This is a genomic window from Serratia sp. YWN4 (genome assembly GCF_055790845.1).
Genome location: NZ_CM147696.1, coordinates 3,743,588 through 3,767,933, shown reverse-complemented (window position 1 = coordinate 3,767,933; position 24,346 = coordinate 3,743,588). Strand labels below are relative to the sequence as shown.

Annotated in this window: 21 protein-coding genes; 6 read left to right on the top strand and 15 right to left on the bottom strand. The window is 51.2% G+C overall.

What is annotated here, in order from left to right; genetic code table 11:
* Positions 1-9: 9 nt before the first annotated feature.
* The 12 genes from ACX9GT_RS17620 to cysZ all read right to left on the bottom strand — a co-directional run bounded on the left by ACX9GT_RS17620 (position 10) and on the right by cysZ (position 13,323).
* Complete coding sequence (locus ACX9GT_RS17620) at positions 10-1,188, bottom strand: hypothetical protein (protein WP_473187985.1); 1,179 nt, start codon at positions 1,186-1,188, stop codon at positions 10-12.
* 52 nt (positions 1,189-1,240) lie between these two features.
* Positions 1,241-3,832, bottom strand: a complete 2,592-nt coding sequence (locus tag ACX9GT_RS17615) for a fimbria/pilus outer membrane usher protein (protein WP_473187984.1) — start codon at positions 3,830-3,832, stop codon at positions 1,241-1,243.
* Between the two features lie 62 nt (positions 3,833-3,894).
* Entirely contained in the window at positions 3,895-4,662 is a 768-nt protein-coding gene (locus tag ACX9GT_RS17610; RefSeq protein ID WP_473187983.1) for a fimbrial biogenesis chaperone, read from the bottom strand.
* The gene (locus tag ACX9GT_RS17605; RefSeq protein WP_473187982.1) at positions 4,662-5,396 is read right to left on the bottom strand and encodes a fimbrial biogenesis chaperone; all 735 of its coding nucleotides are present in this window, start codon (positions 5,394-5,396) and stop codon (positions 4,662-4,664) included. The genes ACX9GT_RS17610 and ACX9GT_RS17605 overlap by 1 nt, the downstream gene beginning before the upstream one ends.
* A gap of 7 nt (positions 5,397-5,403) precedes the next feature.
* Entirely contained in the window at positions 5,404-5,991 is a 588-nt protein-coding gene (locus tag ACX9GT_RS17600) for a fimbrial protein (RefSeq protein ID WP_473187981.1), read from the bottom strand.
* A complete protein-coding gene (locus tag ACX9GT_RS17595) occupies positions 5,966-6,682 on the bottom strand; it encodes a fimbrial biogenesis chaperone (RefSeq protein WP_473187980.1) in 717 nt (238 codons plus the stop codon). The genes ACX9GT_RS17600 and ACX9GT_RS17595 overlap by 26 nt, the downstream gene beginning before the upstream one ends.
* Before the next feature lie 56 nt (positions 6,683-6,738).
* Positions 6,739-7,296, bottom strand: a complete 558-nt coding sequence (locus ACX9GT_RS17590; protein WP_473187979.1) for a fimbrial protein — start codon at positions 7,294-7,296, stop codon at positions 6,739-6,741.
* 1,038 nt (positions 7,297-8,334) lie between these two features.
* Complete coding sequence (gene crr / locus ACX9GT_RS17585; RefSeq protein ID WP_473187978.1) at positions 8,335-8,844, bottom strand: PTS glucose transporter subunit IIA; 510 nt, start codon at positions 8,842-8,844, stop codon at positions 8,335-8,337.
* Positions 8,845-8,893: 49 nt separating this feature from the next.
* Positions 8,894-10,621, bottom strand: a complete 1,728-nt coding sequence (ptsI, locus tag ACX9GT_RS17580; RefSeq protein ID WP_473187977.1) for a phosphoenolpyruvate-protein phosphotransferase PtsI — start codon at positions 10,619-10,621, stop codon at positions 8,894-8,896.
* Positions 10,622-10,667: 46 nt separating this feature from the next.
* A complete protein-coding gene (gene ptsH, locus ACX9GT_RS17575; protein ID WP_459401843.1) occupies positions 10,668-10,925 on the bottom strand; it encodes a phosphocarrier protein Hpr in 258 nt (85 codons plus the stop codon).
* A gap of 400 nt (positions 10,926-11,325) precedes the next feature.
* On the bottom strand, positions 11,326-12,294 hold the full coding sequence (cysK, locus tag ACX9GT_RS17570; protein ID WP_473187976.1) for a cysteine synthase A: 969 nt from the start codon (positions 12,292-12,294) through the stop codon (positions 11,326-11,328).
* A 267-nt stretch (positions 12,295-12,561) separates the two neighbouring features.
* Complete coding sequence (gene cysZ / locus ACX9GT_RS17565; protein WP_473187975.1) at positions 12,562-13,323, bottom strand: sulfate transporter CysZ; 762 nt, start codon at positions 13,321-13,323, stop codon at positions 12,562-12,564.
* Positions 13,324-13,545: 222 nt separating this feature from the next.
* Between cysZ and zipA the strand changes: the two genes are divergently transcribed.
* From zipA to ACX9GT_RS17550, 3 genes are all read left to right on the top strand, one after another.
* Positions 13,546-14,496, top strand: a complete 951-nt coding sequence (zipA, locus tag ACX9GT_RS17560; RefSeq protein ID WP_473187974.1) for a cell division protein ZipA — start codon at positions 13,546-13,548, stop codon at positions 14,494-14,496.
* A 79-nt stretch (positions 14,497-14,575) separates the two neighbouring features.
* Positions 14,576-16,597: an NAD-dependent DNA ligase LigA gene (gene ligA / locus ACX9GT_RS17555; protein WP_473187973.1), complete on the top strand. Its 2,022-nt coding sequence runs from the start codon at positions 14,576-14,578 to the stop codon at positions 16,595-16,597.
* Positions 16,597-16,812 (top strand): DUF3820 family protein, encoded by a 216-nt coding sequence (locus ACX9GT_RS17550; RefSeq protein WP_473187972.1) that lies wholly within the window; start codon positions 16,597-16,599, stop codon positions 16,810-16,812. Before ligA ends, ACX9GT_RS17550 begins: the two co-directional genes overlap by 1 nt.
* Before the next feature lie 24 nt (positions 16,813-16,836).
* On the opposite strand, the gene ACX9GT_RS17545 is transcribed toward ACX9GT_RS17550, so the two are convergent.
* Positions 16,837-17,820 (bottom strand): bile acid:sodium symporter family protein, encoded by a 984-nt coding sequence (locus ACX9GT_RS17545; protein WP_473187971.1) that lies wholly within the window; start codon positions 17,818-17,820, stop codon positions 16,837-16,839.
* 96 nt (positions 17,821-17,916) lie between these two features.
* Between ACX9GT_RS17545 and ACX9GT_RS17540 the strand changes: the two genes are divergently transcribed.
* Positions 17,917-18,837, top strand: a complete 921-nt coding sequence (locus ACX9GT_RS17540) for a LysR family transcriptional regulator (RefSeq protein WP_473187970.1) — start codon at positions 17,917-17,919, stop codon at positions 18,835-18,837.
* Position 18,838: 1 nt separating this feature from the next.
* On the opposite strand, the gene ACX9GT_RS17535 is transcribed toward ACX9GT_RS17540, so the two are convergent.
* Positions 18,839-19,381 (bottom strand): nucleotidyltransferase family protein, encoded by a 543-nt coding sequence (locus ACX9GT_RS17535; RefSeq protein WP_473187969.1) that lies wholly within the window; start codon positions 19,379-19,381, stop codon positions 18,839-18,841.
* 197 nt (positions 19,382-19,578) lie between these two features.
* Here ACX9GT_RS17535 and ACX9GT_RS17530 point away from each other — a divergent pair, with 197 nt between their 5' ends.
* Positions 19,579-21,174: an ABC transporter substrate-binding protein gene (locus tag ACX9GT_RS17530; protein ID WP_473187968.1), complete on the top strand. Its 1,596-nt coding sequence runs from the start codon at positions 19,579-19,581 to the stop codon at positions 21,172-21,174.
* Positions 21,175-21,230: 56 nt separating this feature from the next.
* Here the strand turns inward: ACX9GT_RS17530 and ACX9GT_RS17525 are convergent, their stop codons facing one another.
* Positions 21,231-22,505, bottom strand: a complete 1,275-nt coding sequence (locus ACX9GT_RS17525) for a tetratricopeptide repeat protein (RefSeq protein ID WP_473187967.1) — start codon at positions 22,503-22,505, stop codon at positions 21,231-21,233.
* Between the two features lie 1,072 nt (positions 22,506-23,577).
* Between ACX9GT_RS17525 and ACX9GT_RS17520 the strand changes: the two genes are divergently transcribed.
* The gene (locus tag ACX9GT_RS17520; protein WP_473187966.1) at positions 23,578-24,183 is read left to right on the top strand and encodes a helix-turn-helix transcriptional regulator; all 606 of its coding nucleotides are present in this window, start codon (positions 23,578-23,580) and stop codon (positions 24,181-24,183) included.
* Positions 24,184-24,346 lie beyond the last annotated feature (163 nt).

The window sequence follows — 24,346 nt, the reverse complement described above, 5'->3', positions numbered from 1 at the left end:
TGGTTGTATTTAGTTAAAAGTGACCAGCATTTGTGTTGAAGCGTCAACGAGGCCAAGCGGTAAACTGCTTCCACCAGAGCATAAGCGCCAGGTCAGCTGATTATTGGTTATTTTAGTGGCCTCGCTACTTCTGATATTGCCCACTTTGAGCTGGGTAGTAGCATCAAACGGAATGCCAGTGGTTGCGTTACAAGCACCACTGCCCGTCACGCCGTTATCGATTTCCCCGGTAATATAGCCACCACCCTGGGTCAGTGCCAAGCGAGTAGGTGTTGCATCATAATGGCCGCTGATGGCGCGAAACTGGACGTTGATATTGGCATCAATCCGGTCTGAGTCTTGCGAGCAGGCAACGGTGAGCGGATAGGATAAACGCGCCAGTTCGCTTCCAGCTTGAGTATTACGTTGCACGCTACCAAAGTTAACAGTGGTGGTGGTGGCGATGGTGCACTCTAAGGTGGATATGCGCAGTGTGATATTACTTGGGAAAATGTTTGCAGAAAAATCCCCACCTGCCTCGCCAGCCTGAAAGCTCCCGGCATACATAGGCGGGAGCTTAATCTCTAGGGTGCTTTGCCTACCACTGGCGACCATCATCCAGGTTCCAGATATGTTAATGTTTCGCAGCTTGCTCGTGTCATAAAAATTTTCTATATAGTCATGGCGTGGAGGCAGGCACCACTCTTTTGTTGAACTAGCATAAGGAAATGGACTACTCACCTCATACCCGGTGTTTGTTCTCCCTTTCGTTTCGGGGAACCCTAATGTACCGGTTAGAGTTTCCGGTGCAGTCATACCAAGCAGGTAGTAAGTTGCGGACCCGATAGCTCTGGGCATTATCCCTACGGTATACCCATGGATTGGATCATTAACGATTGGGTATGCCAAATAACCCCCAATAGGCTCCATCTTGCCACTACGGGTCATACATGTTGTTGGTATGTCGGATATTGACAGCATTCCATTAGGAGGATTCAGGCGACTACTGCGGAAAAACTTACCGCTCACACTTACATTAAACGGCTCCCCTTCCCATACTATCCCGCTATTTTTACCGATGGTGATAACCGTGGTTGCAGAGAATGATGGTGTAGACATAAACAATAAAGTCAACGTTGCCAGTAAATGCAGAGCGCCACGCTTATGCTTACTTTGGCGAAATGACGTGAGTATACATATTCTTTCCATGGTCTTTATCTTCCTGTTCTCGCGTTCTGTGGTGCTGCTCGCAGCCTTGTGTTTATTTCCCCTGGCAGAGCAGTGTCAGCATATGTACCGGGTTGTTGGCTGATGGAGCCGCTGCATTCTTCAGGTTGAAAGCGGTCAGGCACTGTTGGTTTGCCTCTTTGCCCCAGCTCACTTTCAGCTTCCCTTGCTCCGGCAACCCACTCAGATATACTTGCCCGGCTTCTCCTACAATCCCAGTATTGGGCTCATTGGCTGCTTTGTTCTCTATGGTGACCAGCGCCCCGAACGGCACCGGAGTTTTGTCCCCTTGCAACAGTGTCAGCAGCACCTGATAGCCTATGCGTGTGGCAAAGTTGGCCATCACCACGGCCCCTTTGGTTGGGTAAACGTTCAGGCTGGACTGCGTTACGTCCACATCATCTGGCAAAGTGGCCGGGTTCAGGCCAACGTTGTTGAGTTGATAACTCGACAGGTAGGGCACCACCGCATAGCCGCGGCTGTCTGTCTGTATGTTGCCGTGCATGACGCTGGTGCCTTTGGAACCAGGGGCACTCACGATAGCTATCGAGTTGCCCAGCATCTGGCTGAACGTCACTCCTTGCGGGTGCACGACGATGCCACCGCTACCGTTCATGTTCAGTGAACGGTTTTGGCGGTTGTAGCTATAGCCCATGCTGGCCATTCCTTTGCTGCCATAATAGCCAGCGTTCAACGTGCTGCTACTGTGATCCTGACCATTGGACCAACCTTGCATCAGGCTATAAGAAAGGCGGCTATCCAATGCACTACCGTTAACCCCGATTTGTTGTTGCACTTGTCCGTGATTATCGTGGGTCATCTGGTAACTGGCATATGCGTTATTCAGGAGCGATGACGGACTAAACAGACTCAGTGGCACCTGTACGTTCAGCGATAGCTGCCGGTTCTCTGGCCAACCGCTATCCCCTTTTGTTCGATCAACACTGTAGGCCAAGCCATAGCTCACGCCGCGATAACTGCCGTTGTAACCGGCGGATACCGTGTTGACGACCTTGTTATTGCCCCAGAAGTCGTTACGCGAGGCGGACAGATACAGTGAGCCCCATGAATTCAACTGTTGACTGAGCCGTATCTGGAAATTAGAACGCTGGCGTTCCAAGGCCCAAGGCACTTGCCCTTCGTTGAGTTGGAAGCCGAGGTTGTTAAAGTCGGCAAAACTGTAATAGTGGCGAGTAGAATAACGGTAGGCCGTCAGATCCACCGCCGTGCCAGTAGTTAACATACTTTTGGAATAGCGCAGCCGGTAAGAATAACCTCGCTGATAAGAGTCTTGCCCATGCAATTTGGCGTTGGAGGCCGTGATATCCGCAGACAGGGCGCCGAAACTACCCAGAGAGAAACCGCTGCCAGCAACGGCAGAGGTATACTCTTTGGCTAAAAGCGTGCCGCCATACAGGGTGATATCATGAGGCAGGCCGTAAATAGCCGTACCCAGGATAAAGTCTGCCTTTTGCGAATCGACTGTGATACCACCGTGGTAGCGCCCGGCAGTGACTTCATATTTCAGGCTGCCTTGCCGCCGCATCACTGGTAAGGATGAGAAGGCCAATGCCTGGGTACGTACAGTGCCATCCGATTCGTTAATGGTCAGAACCAGGTCACCGGCTTGCCCCGTCTGGAACAGGTCATTGATGCGGAATGGCCCTGGCGCAACATAAGTCTGATAGACGATATTACCGTTCTGACTCACCGTTACACGGGCGTTGGTCTGGGCAATGCCGCTGATGATCGGCGCAAAGCCACGCAGGCTGTTGGGCAACATATCGTCACTGGAATTGAGCTTGACCCCGCGAAACGGGATACTGTCAAACACATCGTTTTCAGTGCTGTTTTCCCCAGCCAAAACTTCGGCGTGCCAGGGTTTGATATCGCGCTGCAAGAAGGTATTGCTAAACTGTGTACTTTGGGTAGTTTGCGTAGCCATATTGCTTGGGTTGAGGGTGTTACGCATATAAAACATGTTGCTGCGCAGACGCCATGCCTGCAAGTTGGCCCCGCCTTGCACGTTGGCAAACAGATTCGTTTGGGTGCTCTTTTCGATACCCGTTTGCCCATCCTGCCAGTTGCGCCCCCCGCTCAGGTTATAGTTGAACATCAGTGCCGGTACGCCATCATCCCACAAGGCCGGGTCAATCTGGCCCTGAGCATTAGGCTGCATCGCCACCTGCGGAACACTGAGGTCTAAGCGAAGTTGAGCAAAGTCAAACTGGGTTTTCGACTCTGGGATGAGAGTGGCAAGATCTTTGACGGGCTTGCTCGGCGGTAACCCTGCAAAGGTGGGCAAAACCTGGGTGTTGACACCCAGCTTGTGCAGGAAATCAGGCGTGAGCTGGGGCTGAATACTCCCATGAGTATCTGCGGTAAAGTCTATTGTGTGCTGCCCTTGGTCTATCTGGTTGATAAACAGGGAGACAGTATAGGTGCCTGGCGGTGTTTTTCCTGATGTTTCAAAGGAAGTCAGGTCGACTGTGGCCGCGCTGGTGCCCCCCAGAGAAAGCAGCCCTGGATCAAAATAGTCTCGGGCTACGGCAGGGGTACCACTTACCAATAAAGTCGCTCCAGCCAGCACTGGCAATAATGTGAAGTCAGTATGTCGTGTTGTCATTGATTATCGCGTCCATAACGAAAGCCAAGGTGTCACTTTTCCATGTACCACTTCAGAAAAGCCTACAGGGGGCGCTGCTCGGCTGGAGTACTCCAACCGTCTTCATCAATCAGTTTCCATGTCACGTTGCCCAAAGCACTATCAGGTAGGGGATAACGTTGTTGACCTTTAGGGGGAACCATCAGGCGCAGCTGTGCTTTGTCTAAGGCCACCGTACCTACCTTTAAGTGTGAAAATGTCAGCCAATAGGGGGTCGGGTTCTCTACAAGCAACTGGTTCCCTTCACGGCGGAATTGCAACTTGGGGGACATGTCCTCAACGGCTCGTTTAACCAACCCTTCCGGGCGGTAAAATACTTTCATATTGCTGATGACCGTCAGCACCATCTGTTCATTTGGTTTTTGCTTATCAGGTGCTCTCTGGGCGGGAATTGCCTTCATTGAGATAAAAAATACGGACTCACGGTCAGTCGGTAACGGCTCACTGTTACGCCGGATACGCAATGTCAGTTCACTGTTGGCTTCCAGGCGAGCTAGCGGTGGCGTGACAATAAACGGCATGGTCGGATGCCCTTCACTTGTCATAGCCACATTGCCGGTTAGAGGATCAACAGGTTGTATCCAGGACTGCATCAGATAGGGCAACGAAGCCGTATTGTTGGCCGTCAAAGTGACACCTTTTCGGTCACTCTCCATATAAACCACGCGCAGCACATAGAAAGAAATCCCCTGTGGGTTGGCAGGTGCTGTTTGCGCGTGAGTGGCGCTAGCGCAAACCGCCAACAGGCAAAGCAGCCAACTGACAGAACGCCAGCAAAATAAAGAGTTCATCACGGTGTTCCCTGTGTAGATGAGACAGTCTGTCTGCACGGGATGGATAATCCCCCGTAGTCGGTGATAGTCTGCCATTCAACCTGTGTTACTCGCCCCTGAGCCGGGTAATTCTGCGTACTCAAGGGGGCCAGCATTGATGGTTGTACATCCAGATTGACTGGAATATTGTTAAATTTCAGGTGCCCAAACGTCTGAAAATAAGGGGTAGGGTTCTCAACACGAACTTCATTAACGCCATGGCTTAACCGCAGGTTACAGAGGGTACTGTCAGGTGCCATTTTGAGGTCTGCCGGGCGATAAAACAGTTTGATAACAAAGCGAACCCCCATAGACAATCGTGCCAAGGGAATGTTTTGACTGGGTTGAGCGGGTATGGCTAATACCGCAAGATAGAACAGAGACTCCCGGTCTGCGGGCAGGGGAGTGCCCTGCGGTATAATACGCAGCAACTGGCGATTATCAGGCTTAAGTGGAAAAACCGGTGGCGTCACGATGAATGGCGCTGCGGTAATATCCCCAGGTGTTCGTTGTACCCGGCTTTGAATCAGGTAACTCTGCTTACCGGTATTTTTCACTGCCAGGGTTTGTGCTTTATCCGTGGATAAAAATATCACTCGTGTCTGGTTCAGACTAATACCACCCGCAGCAGGCTGTGCTGCCAGTGTGGGTGCTGAGAGCAGCAAACACAAACTGGTTGCGGATATGACAGGATAGGCAGGTATAGAGAACATGTCGGCCTCAACGGTAAGCCAAATCAAACAGGATACGCGCCGTCAAGGTGCCCGGAGTGGGAGGGGCGCTGATACATTCCGCGCCACCGCAGCTGATCCCGGCATAAAAAACGATGTTTTGATCGAGCGGGTTTACGCCTACCGCCGCCAATGGAATATTGTCACCATTTTTGACTTCCGTGCTGCTATAGCTGGGGGGAACATTTGCTTTCACCAACATGACTCCTACATTGGAAGCTGTTGAGTCACTGCTACGGAATAACCATCGGCTATCACGTGTGATTCCATCACCGCTGACGTTAACTACCGGCGTGAGGCTAGCATCGGTTCCGCTGCAATCCTGAACGATCAGGGTAACGGGTTGTGCTGCCTGTAAAGTTGAAGGCGCCAACTGCGTTAGATGCGTTGAGTCCAGCTCCAGCGTGCTTTTATCCAGGCTAAAAGTACAGGTTCCTGGATTGAGTACAGCAGAGAAATTGATCGTCACTGAGTGCGGATCTGTTGGAGCTGCTTGAGCCGGTACACTCATCAGGCCAGACAATGCCAACATCACCAGCAGAGAGGCTCGCTTATGGCAGGTTATGATTGAACTCATTGATCCCTCCCTCGTCATTAATGGTTTTCCAGTGCACTAAGCCCTGTGTCTTTGTTGTTGAGTAGATATGTTCGCTGAACGGCGCAAGCATCAAAGCTGCCGGTGTATCCAGTTTGAGTGCCTGACCTCCAACACTTAAGCTGGAAAAGCTGACAAAGTACGGTGATTTATTGCTGACTCTGAGTCCGTCTTTTACCCGGGAAAATTGCAGATTCTGCTGTGCTTCCCTTGATGAAAAAGGCAGGTCGGCTGGGCGATAGAACAGTTTTATGATATTACCGACCCCAAATTGAGCAGAGCCATATACTCCAGGGCGTTGATTGGCAGAAACGGAGTCCGTACTGGCTGGAATAGCGCTGGCATGAAAATAGAATACTGATTCACGGTTTGTCGGCAGTATGGCTTGTTGCATGACAATACGTATCTGGTTGATGCTGCTGGCTTCCAGGCGAAACAGAGAGGGGCGAGCCAGAAACGGAGCGGATTCACTTCCATCCTGAGAACGGCTTATCCTGGCCTGCACTAGGTATGGCTGCGCTGTCATGGTATTGCGCACTGTTACGCTGATACTGTCTGCGCCCTGAGGGTAAATCAGGCGGGTGGCATTAATACCAAAACCACCAACCTGAGCTATAGCGGGCTGTATCAGCAAAGCAAGCAATAGTGAAAACAGTGAGAAAACACGGGACATATAACAGCTCCTGAGTACTAGGAAAGGAGGGGCGATAGCCCCTCCCAGGATAAAAATCAGTTGTAGGCAAAGCTGAACAGAACAGGCGCGTTGACAGCACCGATGTTTGCACCACCAGCCGCAGCAGTTGATGCCAGACCCGCTTGCAGACTCAACGTTTTACCGTTGAAGTCAGCTGATGCGGCAGGTGTACCCGCAGTGGCCACCAACAGTTTGTCGCCATTGCTGATATAGGTACCCGCTGGAGCAGAAACCAGACGCAGCATTACACCAGTGTTAGTGCCTGTGCTGTTGAAGATATTCGGGTTACCACCCAGAGTCTGGCCAGTAACAACCAGGTTAGCGGTATCGCCTGGGCTCAATGGAGTCTGGCAGTTGTTGACACCCACGGTGAATGACTTCTGGCTGGCAACAATCGGCTCTGCAACACTGGTAAACTGGCTTGGCGTGTAGTTGCCCAAATCCAGGTTATTGGTAGACAGGCTAACGTCACAGGTAGCAGCAACCACGGTACCAGTAACAGTGAGTTGAGCGTTGGAAGCAGCCTGAACATTACCAGCGGTAGCTAAAAGCAACAGAGCAACTGGAGTCATGGTTGATAGGATCTTACGCATCATATTTCCTTATATATAGATAATAATATTCCGGATACCCGGAGAGGTTACGTGGCACATACACCACAGACAGCATTAAAAACCATTGCATGAACTAATATATTAAATATTGCGTTCGTGATTAGTTGAACGAATAAATCGCATTCACTGTTATTTTTAATTATTCACCAGGGTTGATGAGAGGTTTTTTATATGTATAAACGCTCTTCTTACCAGTGATAAATGTGCGAACGATCACCGTTCTATCAAGGTGATGTCATTCTGGAATAAGATAATTGATTGAGTAACATTGGTAAATCGTTACTCCATCTAGTGGGGAGGAGCTTGAGTGGATTTTTTTGTCCTTGTTATTCTTGTTCATTATTTCCTCCTGAAATAAATAAAATTACTTTTCATTAGTGCTTTTAGGTGATATTTGCCGCCGTTAGAATATGTGGAAAATATTACTTAATAACACCTGTCCAATAGGATATTTAACGTTGGGCACTATAGGACATGTCTTGGTTTATTGGAAGATGATATTTTGTTTCATGCTATGCATAAATGTCATTTCTTCTGGAATGGTTAAAATTTAGAAATGGGTTATCTGAATGGGATTATATAAAAACATTATTTTTGCACAAATATTAGCCAGTGAGGGGGTGATAGATTAATGTTCATACTGTATAGAATCCGCAGATATTTGCACTTTCAGATTTTTTAAGGCGTGAGATCAGCCCATTTGGAGGGATTGTCGTTATGAGAATCATTGCATTTCGTAACTTTTTGCGGTGAAAACCGTTGTCTGGCGGTTATCTGATGCTGCTCAGTGGTTTATCTGATGGTATGTCGGGGTGGCGATGGTGATGGGATAACAGGAATGATGACATTAAGTCATGCTACGTCATTGTACCGCAATTGGTGAGGTTGTTAGGATGATGAGAGTAGGCAGGCCATGAGTGATAGAAGTGAAGGTGGAAATATACGGCAGCGCAGAAAAGAAGAATGCCAGTCAGGGTTAACCGACTGGCATTAGCGTGTTGATATCACCAACAGTGATTACTTCTTGATGCGGATGATCGGGGTTTCACCCACGATAACGCTGCCGGACAGTTTGATCAGCTCTTTGATCTCGTCCATGTTGGAGATCACAACCGGAGTCAGAGTGGACTTGGCTTTTTCTTCCAGCAGTGGCAGGTTGAACTCGATAATGACATCGCCTTTCTTAACGCGCTGGCCTTCTTCAGCGATGCGCTTGAAGCCTTCGCCTTTCAGCTCAACGGTATCGATACCGAAGTGTACGAACAGCTCAATACCGCTGTCGGATTCGATAGAGAACGCATGGTTGGTTTCGAAAATCTTGCCGATAGTACCATCAACCGGGGCAACCATTTTGTTGCCAGCAGGCTTGATAGCAATACCGTCACCAACGATTTTCTCGGCGAATACGACGTCAGGTACATCTTCGATGTTGACGATTTCGCCAGAAATTGGAGCGACAATCTCGATAGTGCCCGTGTCTTTCTTGTCATCAGAAACCAGAGATTTCAGTTTATCGAACAAACCCATGATCTTCTCCTAAGCATTAAATTGGGCGGCGTTCCAGTGTCGTGGAAGTTTAGCAGAGCGTCTTTTCTTCGATGAATTTATTCACACAATTCATCAAATCTTGTGCCGTTGGCTGAGCCAAGGCTTGCGCTGCCAACGCCTTCACATCTTCGAAGTTCGTGTTACGAATGATTTTCTTGATGCGCGGGATTGAAATCGCACTCATGCTGAACTCATCCAGCCCCATGCCCAATAACAACAGTGTAGCACGTTCATCGCCAGCCAGTTCACCGCACATACCGGTCCACTTGCCTTCCGCATGAGATGCATCAATGACCTGTTTGATCAGGCCAAGCACTGATGGGGACATCGGGTTATAGAGATGAGAAATCAGCTCGTTGCCGCGATCTACTGCCAGAGTATACTGGGTAAGATCGTTTGTCCCAATACTAAAGAAGTCGACTTCTTTCGCCAGGTGATGAGCAATCACTGCCGCAGCCGGTGTTTCCACCATCACGCCCACTTCGATCGACTCATCAAAGGCTTTGTTTTCTGCACGCAACTGCGCTTTCAGCGTTTCCAGCTCGCCTTTCAGATCGCGCACTTCTTCCACTGAAATGATCATCGGGAACATGATACGCAGTTTACCGAAGGCGGAAGCACGCAAGATAGCGCGCAACTGGGCGTGCAGGATCTCCCGGCGGTCCATCGCGATACGAATGGCGCGCCAGCCGAGGAACGGGTTCTCTTCTTTCGGCAGGTTCATGTACGGCAGGTCTTTATCACCGCCGATGTCCATGGTACGGACGATCACTGCCTGTGAGCCCATGGCTTCCGCAACGGCTTTATAAGCCATAAACTGCTCGTCTTCAGTCGGCAGTGAGTCGCGGTCCATGAACAGGAATTCGGTACGATACAGGCCGACACCTTCGGCGCCATTGCGCTCTGCACCTGCGACGTCGCGCACGGTGCCGATGTTGGCACAAACTTCAACCTGATGCCCGTCCAGCGTGATGGCTGGCAGATCTTTCAGCTTGACCAGTTCGTTTTTCTCGCTGGTGTACAGATTCTCAGCAGCTTTCAACTGCTCGATAACCTCAGTGGTCGGGTTAACGTAAATCAGGTTGTTAACGGCGTCCAGAATCAGGTAATCGTCATTTTTCACCTGCTTGGTCACGTCGCTGGTGCCTACGATTGCTGGCAACTCCAGGGAACGGGCCATGATGGAGGTGTGGGAAGTACGGCCACCCAGATCGGTGATGAAACCCAGCACTTTGTCCAGGTTCAACTGCGCAGTTTCTGATGGGGTCAGATCGGTGGCCACCAGGATCACTTCATCCTGAATAGAGCTCAGATCGACAATCGCCATGCCCAGAATATTGCGCAGCAGACGTTTACCGATGTCACGCACGTCAGCCGCGCGCTCTTTCAGGTATTCATCATCCAGCTCTTCCAGCGCTTTTGCCTGGCCCTCAATCACGGTATAAGCGGCAGCATCAGCGGACGCCAGATCGTCTTTGATGAGGGCTATGATTTCCTGCTCAAGCTCTTCGTCTTCCAGCAGCATGATGTGGCCTTCGAAGATGGCTTCCTTCTCTTCGCCGAAGGTTTCGCCAGCTTTGGTCTTGATCGCTTCCAACTGCTCGGATGCCTTAGCTCGGCCTGCCAGAAAACGCGAGACTTCCTGCTCTACTAGGTCTGCAGAGATTTTCTTCCGGTTGATGACAATTTCATCTTCTTTCAGTAGGAGAGCCTTACCAAAAGCGATACCCGGTGATACTAAAATGCCTGAAATCATAACCCTACCTTACTCTTGACTGGTGTTAACTAAAAAGACGGGCCGATTACTCAAGCTCTGCCATCAGTTTAACCAAGTGCTCAACGGCTTTCTGCTCGTCTTCACCAACAGCTTCGATGACTACTACGGTACCTTGGGTCAGGCCCAGAGTTTGCAGTTTAAACAGGCTTTTGGCACTTGCGCTTTTGCCGTTGGAGGTGACGGTAATGTCAGAGACGAAGCCTTTGGCTTCTTTAACGAACTGAGCGGCAGGGCGAGTGTGCAGACCATTCGGAGCGGTAATAGTAACTTCTTGCTGGAACATTGATGTTTCCCCAACTTATTGGATTAATGTTGTGGAGCTAAAGTTTAGCCTAGCGGCGTGATTTTAGCCTGTCTGGTTAGTGCCTGACTATGGTACAGGGGCGAGCGTTGATGCAACACAAAACGACGCTTTAGTCATGCCAGATCAAAAAAACCTGGCTTCTGATGCCATTTCAATCAACTTCCTATTATGCCGTGTTTTGCGCGTTAGCGACAAACAAGTAAATCGATTCAGCTCAAACAACAGACGGAAGGTGATTAATTTCGCGTACCGAAATAATTGTCCGGTTAAATACTAAAGCCAGAGGCTAAAATCAATCTTTGATGGGTGTAAACTTTGATCCAGTCCACAAAAAAGCACCCCGAGAGGTGCTTTTTTAGCTTTTTGTGCACTGTTTGCGCTATTGATGCAGTTCTTGTTCTGTGAACAAATCTGCAAACAATGCGGTGCTCAAATAGCGTTCACCTGAGGAAGGCAGAATAACCACAATTGTTTTGTCGGTAAAGGCTACATTTTCCGAAAGTTTGACCGCGGCTGCAACAGCAGCACCGGACGAAATCCCTGCCAGAATACCTTCTTCTTCCATCAAACGGCGGGCCATGCTGATGGCTTCGTCGTTGGTGATCTGCTCAACGCGATCAACTAACTCAAGATCCAGGTTGCCGGGGATAAAACCTGCGCCGATACCCTGAATTTTGTGCGGGCCTGGTTTGATCTCCAAACCGGCCAAGGCTTGGCTGATCACCGGTGAATCTGTCGGTTCAACCGCCACGGTGGTGATGGCTTTACCTTTGGTTTTCTTGATAAAACGGCTAACGCCGGTCAGCGTACCGCCAGTACCCACGCCCGTGATGAACACATCAACTTCACCGTCGGTATCTGCCCAAATTTCCGGGCCGGTGGTTTTTTCATGAATTTCCGGGTTAGCCGGGTTGCTGAACTGCTGTAGCAGAACATAGCGGTTCGGATCGGTCGCCACAATCTCTTCAGCTTTGGCGATCGCCCCTTTCATGCCTTTTGCGCCTTCGGTCAGCACCAGATTGGCCCCCAGCGCTTTCAGCAGTTTGCGGCGTTCAATGCTCATGGTTTCCGGCATGGTCAGCGTCAGCTTGTAGCCACGCGCTGCCGCCACAAAGGCCAGAGCAATACCGGTGTTGCCGCTGGTGGGTTCTACCAGTTCTTTTCCGGCGCTGAGAATGCCACGTTTTTCGGCGTCCCAAATCATATTGGCACCGATGCGGCATTTGACGCTGAAGCTCGGGTTGCGAGATTCAACCTTGGCGAGAATGCGTCCATTGCCGATACGGTTCAGACGAACCAGCGGCGTATGGCCGATTGTTAATGAGTTGTCTTCATATATCTTGCTCATAGCCCGTCCTTTAACTCTATGAAAATGTAGGGAACATCGAAAGCATACGCTAACGGCCCCGGCAGGGAAGTAAGGAATTGGTATATCTATATGTTATTCGAGAATAAGTTTTATGCCCGTTATACCTCAAACCACAGGTGCGTTGGCTTTGTTACTCGGCCATCCATGTTTAGGGGTGCTGCTTGTCGCTTTCCTGCAACTCGAATTATTTAGGGCAGACGCACAACAAAAAGGGCGCTGGATGCGCCCTTGGTTGAAACATGTTGCTCAGGAGCGAACAAATTGCGGGCGATAACGGTCCACCCACATGGCGGTGGCACCGCACACGGCGACTGGCAGGATCACCAGATTCAGGATAGGGATCATGGTGAACAGGCTGACCAGAGCACCGAATTGCAGATTGTCGGTTTTGTGCTGGCGCAGCGCGCGGCGCATGTCGGCGAAGCTGACTTTATGATTATCAAATGGATAATCGCAGTACTGAATCGCCAGCATCCAGGCACTGAACAGGAACCACAGCACCGGTGCCAGCGTCTGGCCGATACCGGGCACGAAGTAGAGCACCAGCAGCACTAGCGCACGCGGCAGGTAGTACATCAGCTTGCGCCATTCGCGGCCCATAATGCGCGGAAGATCTTTCATGATGCCAAAGATGCCGGTATCCGGCAGCGATTTACCGGTCAGGCTGCCTTCAAGCTGTTCGGCCAGCAAGCCGCAAAACGGTGCTGCGATCAGGTTGGTGAGGGTACTGAACAGATAACTGAACACCAGCAGCACCGAAATCACCGCCAGCGGCCAGAGCAGATAACTTAACCATTGCAGCCAGTCAGGCACATGGCTCATCATGCTTGGGATCCAGTCGCCCAGTTGGCTGAACAGCCACCAGAAGGCGGATCCCATCAGCAACACGTTAACCAGCAACGGTAATACGACATAGCGTTTAATCCCTGGGCGCGAAATCAGGCGCCACCCTTCGGCGAAGTAATACATGCCGCTGGTGGGCTTGGAAGCAGGTTGTGTATAAGACATATCTTAAGTTTATCTCTTTGTCTGAACAGGCATCTCTATCATATCGATATGATTTTCCACTGGCTAGGGTGCTGTTGGCTGAAAAAACAGCAAAAAAGTGCAGTATAATCATCTTTATTGGCATAAAGTTCAGCACGGACTTGCACTTGTGCGTGCAGGCAAATAGAGTTAAAGAGTGAATGTTTGCCGCGGTGGCAATGTATTGGAACAACAGAGATAGCAATGATGCAGGATTTGCGTCTGATATTAATCGTTGTTGGCGCGATCGCCATAATAGCGTTGTTATTGCATGGTCTTTGGACCAGCCGCAAGGAACGCTCGTCGATTTTCCGCGATCGCCCAGCCAAGCGTTCGAAAACCGAACGTGAACCTACTCCATTCGACGAACCTGCTGAAGGCGTGGGCGAGGTACGTATTCGTGCCACTCATCCTCAGGACGAGCCGTCATTGGGCCATTTTGATGCTGCACGCGAAGAGCCTGTGGTTACGCCGAAGCCTGCTCCGGCTGTTCAGCCGGTAGCTCATCAACCCGCACCGCTTTCTGAGCGGCCGGATTATGATGACATCCTGCTGGATAACTACGCGCAGGACGATGAAGACGACGAACCGCAACAGCAACCTGCGCCGCGCGTTGACGACTTGCCTCCGGTACATGCGCCACAATCTGCGATCCATCATGCCGAACCTGCGCATCAGCCAAAGCCGGAAGTGAAACCGGTAGAGCAGGAACCGATCAATCCGGCAAAACTGAAAGAAACGGTCCTGGTGCTGCACGTCGCGGCGCATCAAGGTGGCGTGATTGGCGGCGAAATTTTGCTGCAAAGCGTGCTGCAGGCGGGTTTCCAGTTTGGCGAAATGGGTATTTTCCATCGCCATATCAGCCCGGCAGGCAGTGGCCCGGTGCTGTTCAGCCTGGCCAATATGGTTAAACCAGGCTCGTTTGATCCTGAAATGATGTCTGATTTCTCTACGCCGGGCGTATCAATGTTTATGATGGTGCCGTCTTACGGTGACGCCAATCAGAACTTCAAGCTGATGCTGCAATCGGCCCAGCGTATTGCCGACGACGTGGGCGGCGTGGTGCTGGACGACGAGCGTCGTATGATGACGCCGCAGAAGCTGGAAGCCTACAAAGCGCGCATCCGCGAAGTGTTGGAAAATAAACACGCCTGACGGGAAGCAAACCGCACTGAACAGTCTGTCATCTCTAGCCCCCGCTACTTGGGGGCTTTTTATCTTCTGATGGTGAGCCATGGAATCGATCAACCAAACAATCAATCAACTGCGAACCTCACTGCGCCATCACGAATATCAGTATCACGTGCTTGATGCGCCGGAGATCCCGGATGCGGAATATGACCGCCTGATGCAGGAACTGCGCGCTTTGGAAGACGCGCATCCCGAGCTGATTACCGCGGATTCACCAACCCAGCGTGTCGGCGCTGCGCCTTTGGCGGCGTTTGATCAGGTGCGCCATGAAGTGCCGATGCTCTCGTTGGACAACGTGTTTGATGACGAGGGCTATCTGGCGTTTTACAAGCGCGTGCAGGATCGCCTGAAAACCAGCGAGCCGCTGACGTTCTGCTGCGAACTCAAGCTGGATGGCCTGGCGGTCAGCCTATTGTACGAAAACGGCGAACTGGTGCGTGCTGCTACCCGTGGTGATGGCACCACCGGGGAGAATATCACCTCTAATGTGCGCACCATCCGCGCCATCCCGCTACGCCTGACCGGGGAAAACATCCCCTCCCGCTTAGAAGTGCGCGGCGAAGTGTTTATGCCGCAGGCCGGTTTTGAACAGATGAACGAAGAAGCCCGGCGCAAAGACGGCAAGATATTCGCCAACCCGCGTAATGCGGCGGCGGGGTCAATCCGCCAGCTCGATCCGCGCATCACGGCTAAGCGCCCTTTGACCTTCTTCTGTTACGGCGTCGGCCTATTGGAAGGGGGCGAACTGCCGCGTAGCCACTGGCAACGTCTGATGCAGTTTAAAGCCTGGGGTTTGCCGGTGAGCGATCGTGTTAAATGCTGCACCGGCAGCGATGAGGTGCTGGCATTTTATCGTCAGGTTGAGCAAGAGCGAGCGCAACTCGGTTTTGATATCGACGGCGTGGTGGTGAAGATCGACGATATCGATCTGCAAGAAGCGCTCGGCTTCGTGGCGCGTGCGCCGCGCTGGGCAACCGCCTTCAAGTTCCCGGCACAGGAACAGATCACCATCGTGCGTGAAGTCGAGTTCCAGGTAGGGCGTACCGGGGCGATTACCCCGGTGGCGCGTTTGGAGCCGGTGCAGGTGGCCGGGGTGATCGTCAGCAACGCGACGCTGCATAATGCTGACGAGATCGAACGCCTGGGCCTGCGCATTGGCGATACGGTGATTGTGCGGCGTGCCGGAGATGTGATCCCGAAAGTGGTGGGCGTGATGGAGGATCGTCGTCCGCAGGATGCGCGTGAAGTGGTGTTCCCACAGCACTGCCCGGTCTGTGGCTCTGACGTGGAGCGGGTGGAGGGCGAAGCCATCGCGCGTTGCACCGGTGGCCTAATCTGCGGGGCTCAGCGTAAAGAAGCGCTGAAGCACTTTGTCTCGCGCCGCGCGCTGGACGTCGACGGCATGGGGGAGAAAATCATTGAGCAACTGGTGGATAAAGAGTACGTGCAAAATCCGGCCGATCTGTTCCGTCTTTCAGCCGGTATCTTGACCGGGCTGGATCGCATGGGGCCGAAGTCGGCGCAGAATCTGGTCGACGCGCTGGAAACCGCCAAGCAAACCACCTTTGCCCGTTTCCTGTATGCGCTCGGTATCCGTGAAGTGGGGGAATCCACTGCGGCTAATCTGGCGGCTCATTTTGGCTCGCTGGATAAACTGCGAGCGGCCGATCTGGATGCGCTGAAAGAAGTGCCGGATGTCGGCGAAGTGGTGGCGAAGCACGTAGTGAATTTCTTTGCTGAAGCCCATAACCAACAGGTGATCGAAGAGTTGGTCAGCCCGGAAGTGGGCATCAACTGGCCCGCGCCAATCGTGGTGGTGGCGGAAGAAGTCGACAGCCCGTTTGCCGGTAAAACCGTGGTGCTGACCGGTTCTCTCAGCCAGCTTTCGCGCGATGAAGCCAAAGATCGTCTGACCGCCTTAGGGGCCAAGGTGAGCGGCAGCGTTTCCAAGAAAACCGATCTGGTGATCGCCGGTGAAGCTGCGGGTTCCAAGCTGGTTAAAGCGCAGGAACTGGGTATTGAGGTGATCGACGAAGCGGAAATGATCCGCCTGCTAGGTACCTGATGGAAAAAGAGAACCTGATTGAAATCGCCAACACCGTCATGCCCTTTGGTAAATATCAGGGCCGGGTGTTGATCGATCTTCCAGAAGAATACCTGCTGTGGTTTGCCCGCAAGGGCGAGTTCCCAAACGGCAAACTGGGTATGCTGATGGAAATGACGTTGGCGATTAAAATTGAAGGGCTTGACCACCTGGTCAAGCCGCTAAAGAAAGGCTGAATGGGTGGGCGTAAGCCCACCTGATTATCCCTTGGACGTTTCCGTACTCAATACCGCCTGCTGTTTTTTCTGATAGCGTTTTGCCAGCACCGCGCAGGCCATCAACTGTATCTGATGGAAGATCATCAGTGGCAACACCATGATCCCCACGGTTGCCGCCGGGAACAGAATGTTGGCCATCGGGATGCCGTTGGCCAGGCTTTTCTTCGATCCGCAGAACACAATGGTGATCTCATCGGTTTTGCTGAAACCCAGCCAGCGCGCCATGTAGGTATTCATTACCAATACCAATGTCAGCAACACGATGCTCACCACCACGATAAACACCAGTGAACCCGCCCCTACCTGATGCCAGATTCCGTGCGTCACCGCTTCACCGAAAGCGGTATAAACCACCAGCAGAATCGATGTCTGATCGGTTTTGCCAATCAGTTTGCGGTTACGTTCGACCCACTTGCCGATCAACGGGCGCGAAAGGTGCCCGGCAATAAACGGCACCAACAGTTGCAGTACAATGGTGCCTACCTGCTGCAAGCCGCCGGTATCGCCATGCACGTTCATCAATAACCCCACCAGCAGCGGCGAAACAAAAATCCCCAACAGGCTGGAGGCAGAAGCGCTGCATACCGCTGCTGCCACGTTTCCCCCGGCCAGCGAGGTAAAAGCAATGGCCGATTGCACCGTAGCGGGCAGAATGCACAGGTAAATAAAGGCGGTATATAGCTCAGGGCTGACGTTAACCGGCGACCACCATTTAAACAGCACCCCCAGCACCGGGAAGATGATGAACGTGCTGCACATTACCCACAGATGCAAACGCCAGTTATTACTGCCAGCCAGGATGGCTTCGCGGGAAAGTTTGGCACCGTGCATAAAGAACAATAGAGCGATAGCGGCCACGGTCAGCCCGTGGAGCCAACTGACGAACTCACCGCGTGCGGGCAAAAATGAGGCTAACAGCACAGTGGCAAGCAGCGTCAGGGTAAAACGGTCGGGAAGAAATTTCATGGTGGCTGGCTCAGAAGAGAAATCGATGCGGCTATTTTCACTCGGCCAGATATAATAATAAAATTGATTTATTTAATTCATTTATGAATAAAAAACATGAATTACTCTCTCAAGCAGCTCCGGGTTTTTGTCACCATCGCGCGCCATGGCAGCTTCAGCCGTGCGGGGGAAGTATTGGGCCTGACGCAATCGGCCGTCAGCCACAGTGTTAAAGAATTGGAAGCCGAAGTAGGCGTGCGCCTGCTGGATCGCACCACCCGCGAAGTGGTGCTGACCGATGCCGGTTTGCGCTTGGCCAATCGCGTTGAGCGCCTGCTAGACGAATTACAAACTGCACTGCTGGATGCCCGCAGCTTTGGCGTGCAGCGCAGCGGCACGGTGCGCGTGGCGTCCAGCCAGACCATTTCAGCCCATCTGATGCCGCAGTGTATTGCCGCTGGTGAGCAGCAGTATCCCGAGATCCGCATTGTGCTGCGCGATCAGTCACAGCAGCAGGTGCTGAAAAGTATCCGCAACGCCGAAGTGGATTTCGGCATTGTGGTCGATCCGATTCAGGCGGTGGATCTGGACTGCGAAGCGATTCTGTATGAACCCTTTTTACTGCTGTGCCGCAACGATCACCCGTTTGCCACTCAGCCCGAAGTGCAGTGGGCGGCGCTTAACGGTTGCCGGTTGGTGTTACAGGATTACGCTTCCGGCAGTCGGCCGTTGATCGACAGCGCCCTGCGTCAACAAGGTGTAGAGGCGCAGGTGGTGCAGGAGATTGGCCATCCGGCCACGCTGTTCCCGATGGTAACGGCGGGTATCGGCATCAGTATTTTTCCGGCCCTGGCGCTACCACTGCCGGAAGGGGGGCAACTCAAGGTGCGGCGGCTGATGCCAGAGATTAACCGGGCGCTGATGCTGGTACGGCGTAAAAACCGCTCGCTGACGCCAGCGGCAGAGGTGATCTGGCAGGTGGTACGCCAGCAGGCGGAGCGGTTACAGCAGCAGCGCCAGCAACAGGCCGAGTATTGAGTCAGGTTAATTTCAGTCTTGGCCAGCGTTGCAGCCACTGTTTTTGCTTCACACGCTGTTCGAAAGCGGCAAAATTGTTACTTTTGGCATTGAACGTGAGGGTGCCGTTGAACAAGGCCAGCAGGCCGAAGGGGGCAATCAGGGTGATGCTGTCATCCGCATTAAGCCGGGCACCGACGGCGGTTTCGATCTCTGGCCAATAACTGATGGCATCTGCGCTGTTCAGATAAGGCGCACGGTTGTTGCGTAAATGCATGCGCGCCTGATTTTTTACCGACCACGGCAGCACCAGCCAGCCCAGCAGCCGTGACTCCAGCATACTGTCGTGCTGTGCATCATTGTGGTGTGGATCAAAATGGATCACGTCGATATCGTTCAACGGGGTTGCTACTGGGTGTTCATGCCGTTTATCCCACACCAGATTACGCACAAAACCCGCCCCTAAACACCAATCATGCAGGCCGAGCCGCCGGGCGGTGTACAGTGCCTGCATACGGTGCACATCTCGTTGTAACCAATCAATAATTTGTTGCTGCGGATCCATTATTTCTCCTTTGCTGCGGCTACTGTAACCCTAAGTCGGCTGCGCTGCCTTATTTTAGATAACCCGGCGTTGAATGGGCTGATGAGGCGCTCTCCCCTTGAACGGGGAAGGCGGCCATAACTTCTGCTTTACATCCCTAACTGTTTGATTTATTGGTAGCAGTCCGGTTAATTTTTAATACCTCATGGGATGGGACAATGCAGAAAAAGATCGTAAAAATGACGCTGGGCCTGTTGGCACTGGCGGTAATGAGTAGTGTGCAGGCCAACACGCTGGTTTTCTGTTCAGAGAGTTCACCAGAAGGCTTCAACCCACAGCTGTTTACCTCTGGCCCTACGGTAGATGCCAGTTCTGCCGCCATTTACAACCGGCTGGTGGACTTCAACGTGGGTACTGTCGATCTGCAACCGAGCCTGGCGGAGCGTTGGGAAGTGAGCGAAGACGGCAAGAATTACACTTTCTATCTGCGCAAAGGGGTGAAATTCCAGAGCAATAAATTCTTCACACCGACCCGCGATTTTAACGCCGACGACGTGATCTTCTCCTTTATGCGCCAGAAAGACGCGAATAACCCTTATCACAAGGTGTCTAACGGCGCTTATACCAACTTTGAGTCGATGGAGTTCGGTTCGCTGATCGATAACATCGTCAAAGTGGACGATCACACCGTGCGTTTTGAGCTTTCGCGCGCCGAAGCGCCGTTTGTGGCCGATCTGGGGATGTATTTTGCCACCATCCTGTCGGCAGAATATGCCGATGTGATGCTGAAGGCCGGTACGCCGCAGCGGGTGGATAACGATCCGATCGGCACCGGGCCGTTCCAGCTTCTGCAATATCAGAAAGACGCCAAAATCCTCTATAAAGCCTTTGATCAATATTGGGAAGGCAAGCCAAAGATCGATCGGCTGGTGTACTCCATCACGCCAGATGCGGCGGTGCGTTACGCTAAACTGCAAAAGAACGAGTGCCAGGTGATGCCGTTCCCGAATCCGGCCGATCTGGCGCGTATGCGCGAAGATAAAAACATTCAGGTGATGGAGAAATCGGGTTTGAACATCGGTTTCCTGGCGTTTAACACCCAGAAGAAACCGCTGGATAATGTGAAAGTACGTCAGGCATTGGCAATGGCGGTGAACCGACCGGCGATCATCGAGGCGGTGTTCCACGGCGCGGGCCAGCAGGCGAAGAACCTGTTGCCACCAACCCAATGGGGCAACAATGCCAGCATTGAAGATTATGCCTATGCGCCAGAAAAAGCGAAGCAACTGCTGCAAGAGGCGGGATTGGGGCAGGGTTTTGCCATCGATTTATGGGCGATGCCGGTGCAACGGCCTTATAACCCGAACGCCAAACGGATGGCCGAGATGATCCAGGCGGACTGGGCCAAGATCGGCGTTACAGCCAAAATTGTTACTTTCGAGTGGGGTGAGTATCTGCAACGGGTGAAAAGCGGCGAGCACCAGACGGCGTTGATGGGCTGGACTACCGCGAACGGCGATCCGGATAACTTCTTCGGCCCGCTGTTTACCTGTACCTCTGCCAACGGGGGCTCGAACTCGGCCAAGTGGTGCTACAAGCCGTTTGATGAACTGATCGCCAAAGCGCGTGAAGAAAATGATCATCCAAAACGTGTGGCGATGTACGAACAGGCGCAGGTGATGATGCACGAACAGATGCCTGCGTTGATGATCGCCCATTCCACCATTTTTGAGCCGGTGCGCAAAGAAGTGAAAGGCTACGAGATCGATCCGTTCGGCAAACATATCTTCAAGCAGGTTGCGCTGGAGAAGTAAAAACCCGTTTATCAGCAACCTCAGGGGCCCAATCAGGGCCCCTGATTGCTTCCAAATCAATCGATATTACGTAACTGCCATTTTCCGGCAAGGATAGGATCGAGCAAAAAGAAAGGCATCAGTTCGCGCCACTCGTGGTTTTTCACCACCGTTGCGTATTGGCATAATCTATTACCCTGTTCATCCAGCACTTCCCACGGTTGCCATTCACCCTCCTGCTTCTGGCTGGCGACGCCTGCCAACTGATAACTGGCGTTACTGCCCACATGGAATTTGTCTGTCTGCCAGCGGATCGGCGCGTGGGCAGGAAAAGGACGGGCCTGGTGGAAACCGAAGAGATCGTCATGGCTAAGCAGGCTCTGCCTGACGGTGGGCCAAAGATGCTGGCGCAGGAAATATTGATCGACAAAGCGGCGATGGTTGTCCTGCTGGCTCAGATATTCACGGGTCTGGTTGATGATCGAGGGCAGGTTAGGGTTGTGACAGCCTCCCCACATCCCTGCCAACAGCAGTTCGGTATGAGTAAAGTAATCCCGCATGTGGTGATACCAACAATCGCTTTGCAACCAGGCTTCTACCGCGGCTTGTTCCCGCTCTGAGAGTAGCGAATCCGCATCGCGAATGAGGTAGCGTTTAACGGCTGGGTCATCCAATACCAAAAAGCGCCACATCAGCGGTGGGATATTCTGATGCAATTCACCTTCCACTTTGATCACCTTGGCCCCAGCAGCGCGCAAGCGTTGCTGCACATCCTGCGGCACGCTATCGTCCAGATAGAAACGGCAATGCCAGTCGGGGAACAAGGCTTTACTCACCTTGGCGTTCATCACGGCACTTTCGCAGTAACGTACCAGTGAACCAAACAGGGTGAACGCGATGGCATTTTCTTCTGGGTTATGCGGGTTAAATGCCGGGGGCTGCGGTGCTGGCAGGGGGTAAACTGGGTTGCCACCGAATTTCTGGTCACCCTGTTCCAACGACATCAAACCGAAGCGCCGCACCTCATCCGGGCGGTTCAACCAACCGCAAACCTCGGCCAAACCGTCGATCATGGTGGCTGGGAGTTGTTCCAGCGGCTGGCTTTGCAACAGTTTTTTATAGGTCTTATAGGCTTTTTCATATTCCCCTGTGCGCATTAAGCACAGAGCGTAGCTGGCTAGCACGTCGGCGTTGCGTGGTACCAAGCGCAGTGTAGCTTCTGCGATCGCTTTGCCTGCGGCATAATCATTGATAGCGATAGCATCACGGTACTGTTGCGCAAGAGCGTTGAGACGTTGTTCCTGTAAAGCATGGGGCGGAGAGGTTGGGTTGTTTTTCTGAATAGGACGCATAAATAAGCTTGCCTCAAACTGATACATGATCTGAATGTGGGGACCTGCGCTGGGCGATCCTTGCCCCCATCGGGCCGTTTATCAACAAAGCAAACGGCACTGTTTCCATACTATTGAAAAAGAGCGAGTCAATTAAGAATATCTAAGAATATCAATGCCGGAAAACCACCAGGCTCTTTATCTATTATTCAGGTAATAATTATAGCTCTGTAATCAGTGCGGGAGAACAACGATATCATGAGTTAACGGGTACTGTCATATTCATAGCGTTTACGGGTAATCCAATGTGGGGTACTATAAGTGTGCTATGGCATCAATGCCAGCCAGCATAAATTTACAGTGTGATGTATTTTATTTACTCTGCTATACAGAAGGTGCGATTTGTTGCCTGTTCGTTTATTTGGCTAAGTGTATGGTTTATAGCGTGAGTGATGTTAGTGGTTTTTTAGATAACGAAAACGTCACCCTCAACGCATGGCCAATCATTATGTTTTAGGAATTTTCCTGCAACCCTGCATGTTATCTTACTGTTTTTCCGTATGCCTGGATTTTCCTTGGTTATCTGTTAGGAATTTTCTCATAAACAAACCAATGAGTTACGGATTTTTAAACGAATAGTTACCAGATTCTATTTTTTTCTCACTAATTTTCATGTATTATTTTCATAAGATAATCCTTATAGAGATTATTTTTAAGAATCATCTTACATGGTGATTGCGTGAAATCTTATTTCTATTCTATTGATTAGAGGTAAAATAATTCTCGATATGGGTAATGGTAATTAGTGATAGCTCAGACCTGATTTAATTTAATGCAAGCTCTATTTAATTAGCATTGATGAGAAAGAAGGCGATAAATGGATTTTTAGTCACTGCTTACCACACCTTCATAAACGGTGTTTATGCACCAGCGCACAGGCAGTATGGTATCGATTTTTAACTCCTTGAAATGGGGAGTGTGTGCATGAGTACCGAGGAGCTGGTTCTCGTCAGCATCCAAGTGAGTGAAGGTTGTTAGATCCCCTATAGTTTCAAGTATAAAGGGTATATGGACGTAGTATTAACAGGATTGTATGATGAAAGTTTTATACTTGGGTGAAAAAAACATTGGAAGTTTAGGGATTATCCGCATTATTGAGACCAGTTATCCAGAGTCATCAATTATTCTAAAAGGTGTGGATGAGTGCAGCAATAAGGCATTATCAGATCCTTATGATATCTGTATTATTGATGGCAAAAAACTCGATACACAGCCGGTTGAGAATTTTAAGAAACTACTGTTGATGTCTGACATCCCTGTTCTTATTCTGGCAAAAAAAGAGCAACCATTGCATAAATTCTTCAATCACTTGAACAATGTGCGCGGCGTCATTGAGTATGAAAGTGGTGTCGAGTTTTTCCTTAATGCGATAAATATGGTTCTGGCCGGTGGATATTGTTATTCATGGGATATTTATAACCTGAAGAATGACAATTCAGAATTGTTTAATGAAGCCTATTTTGAGTCTGTTGGTTTGACACGGCGTGAGATGGAGATCCTGAAGATGTACCTGGATGGTGCAACGAATAAGGAAATCTCAATCAAACTGTCACGGAGTCAAAAAACCATCAGCGCACACAAATCTAATATACTGCGTAAAATTGGTACCAAGCGGTTACCCATTAGTCCAACGCATTAAGTCACTATTTTGGGTTGTTCCAATACCCTCTTAGTGTGTTGGAACTCCATAAGTTTGAGGGGCAGCGCCCCTTGGCTTGCCGAAACGGTTCATCAGGTCTATTGCTTTCAATAGGCAGCCTGAAAGAGGAGGAATGGGGCTTGAGCTTATCTCATCACATTCA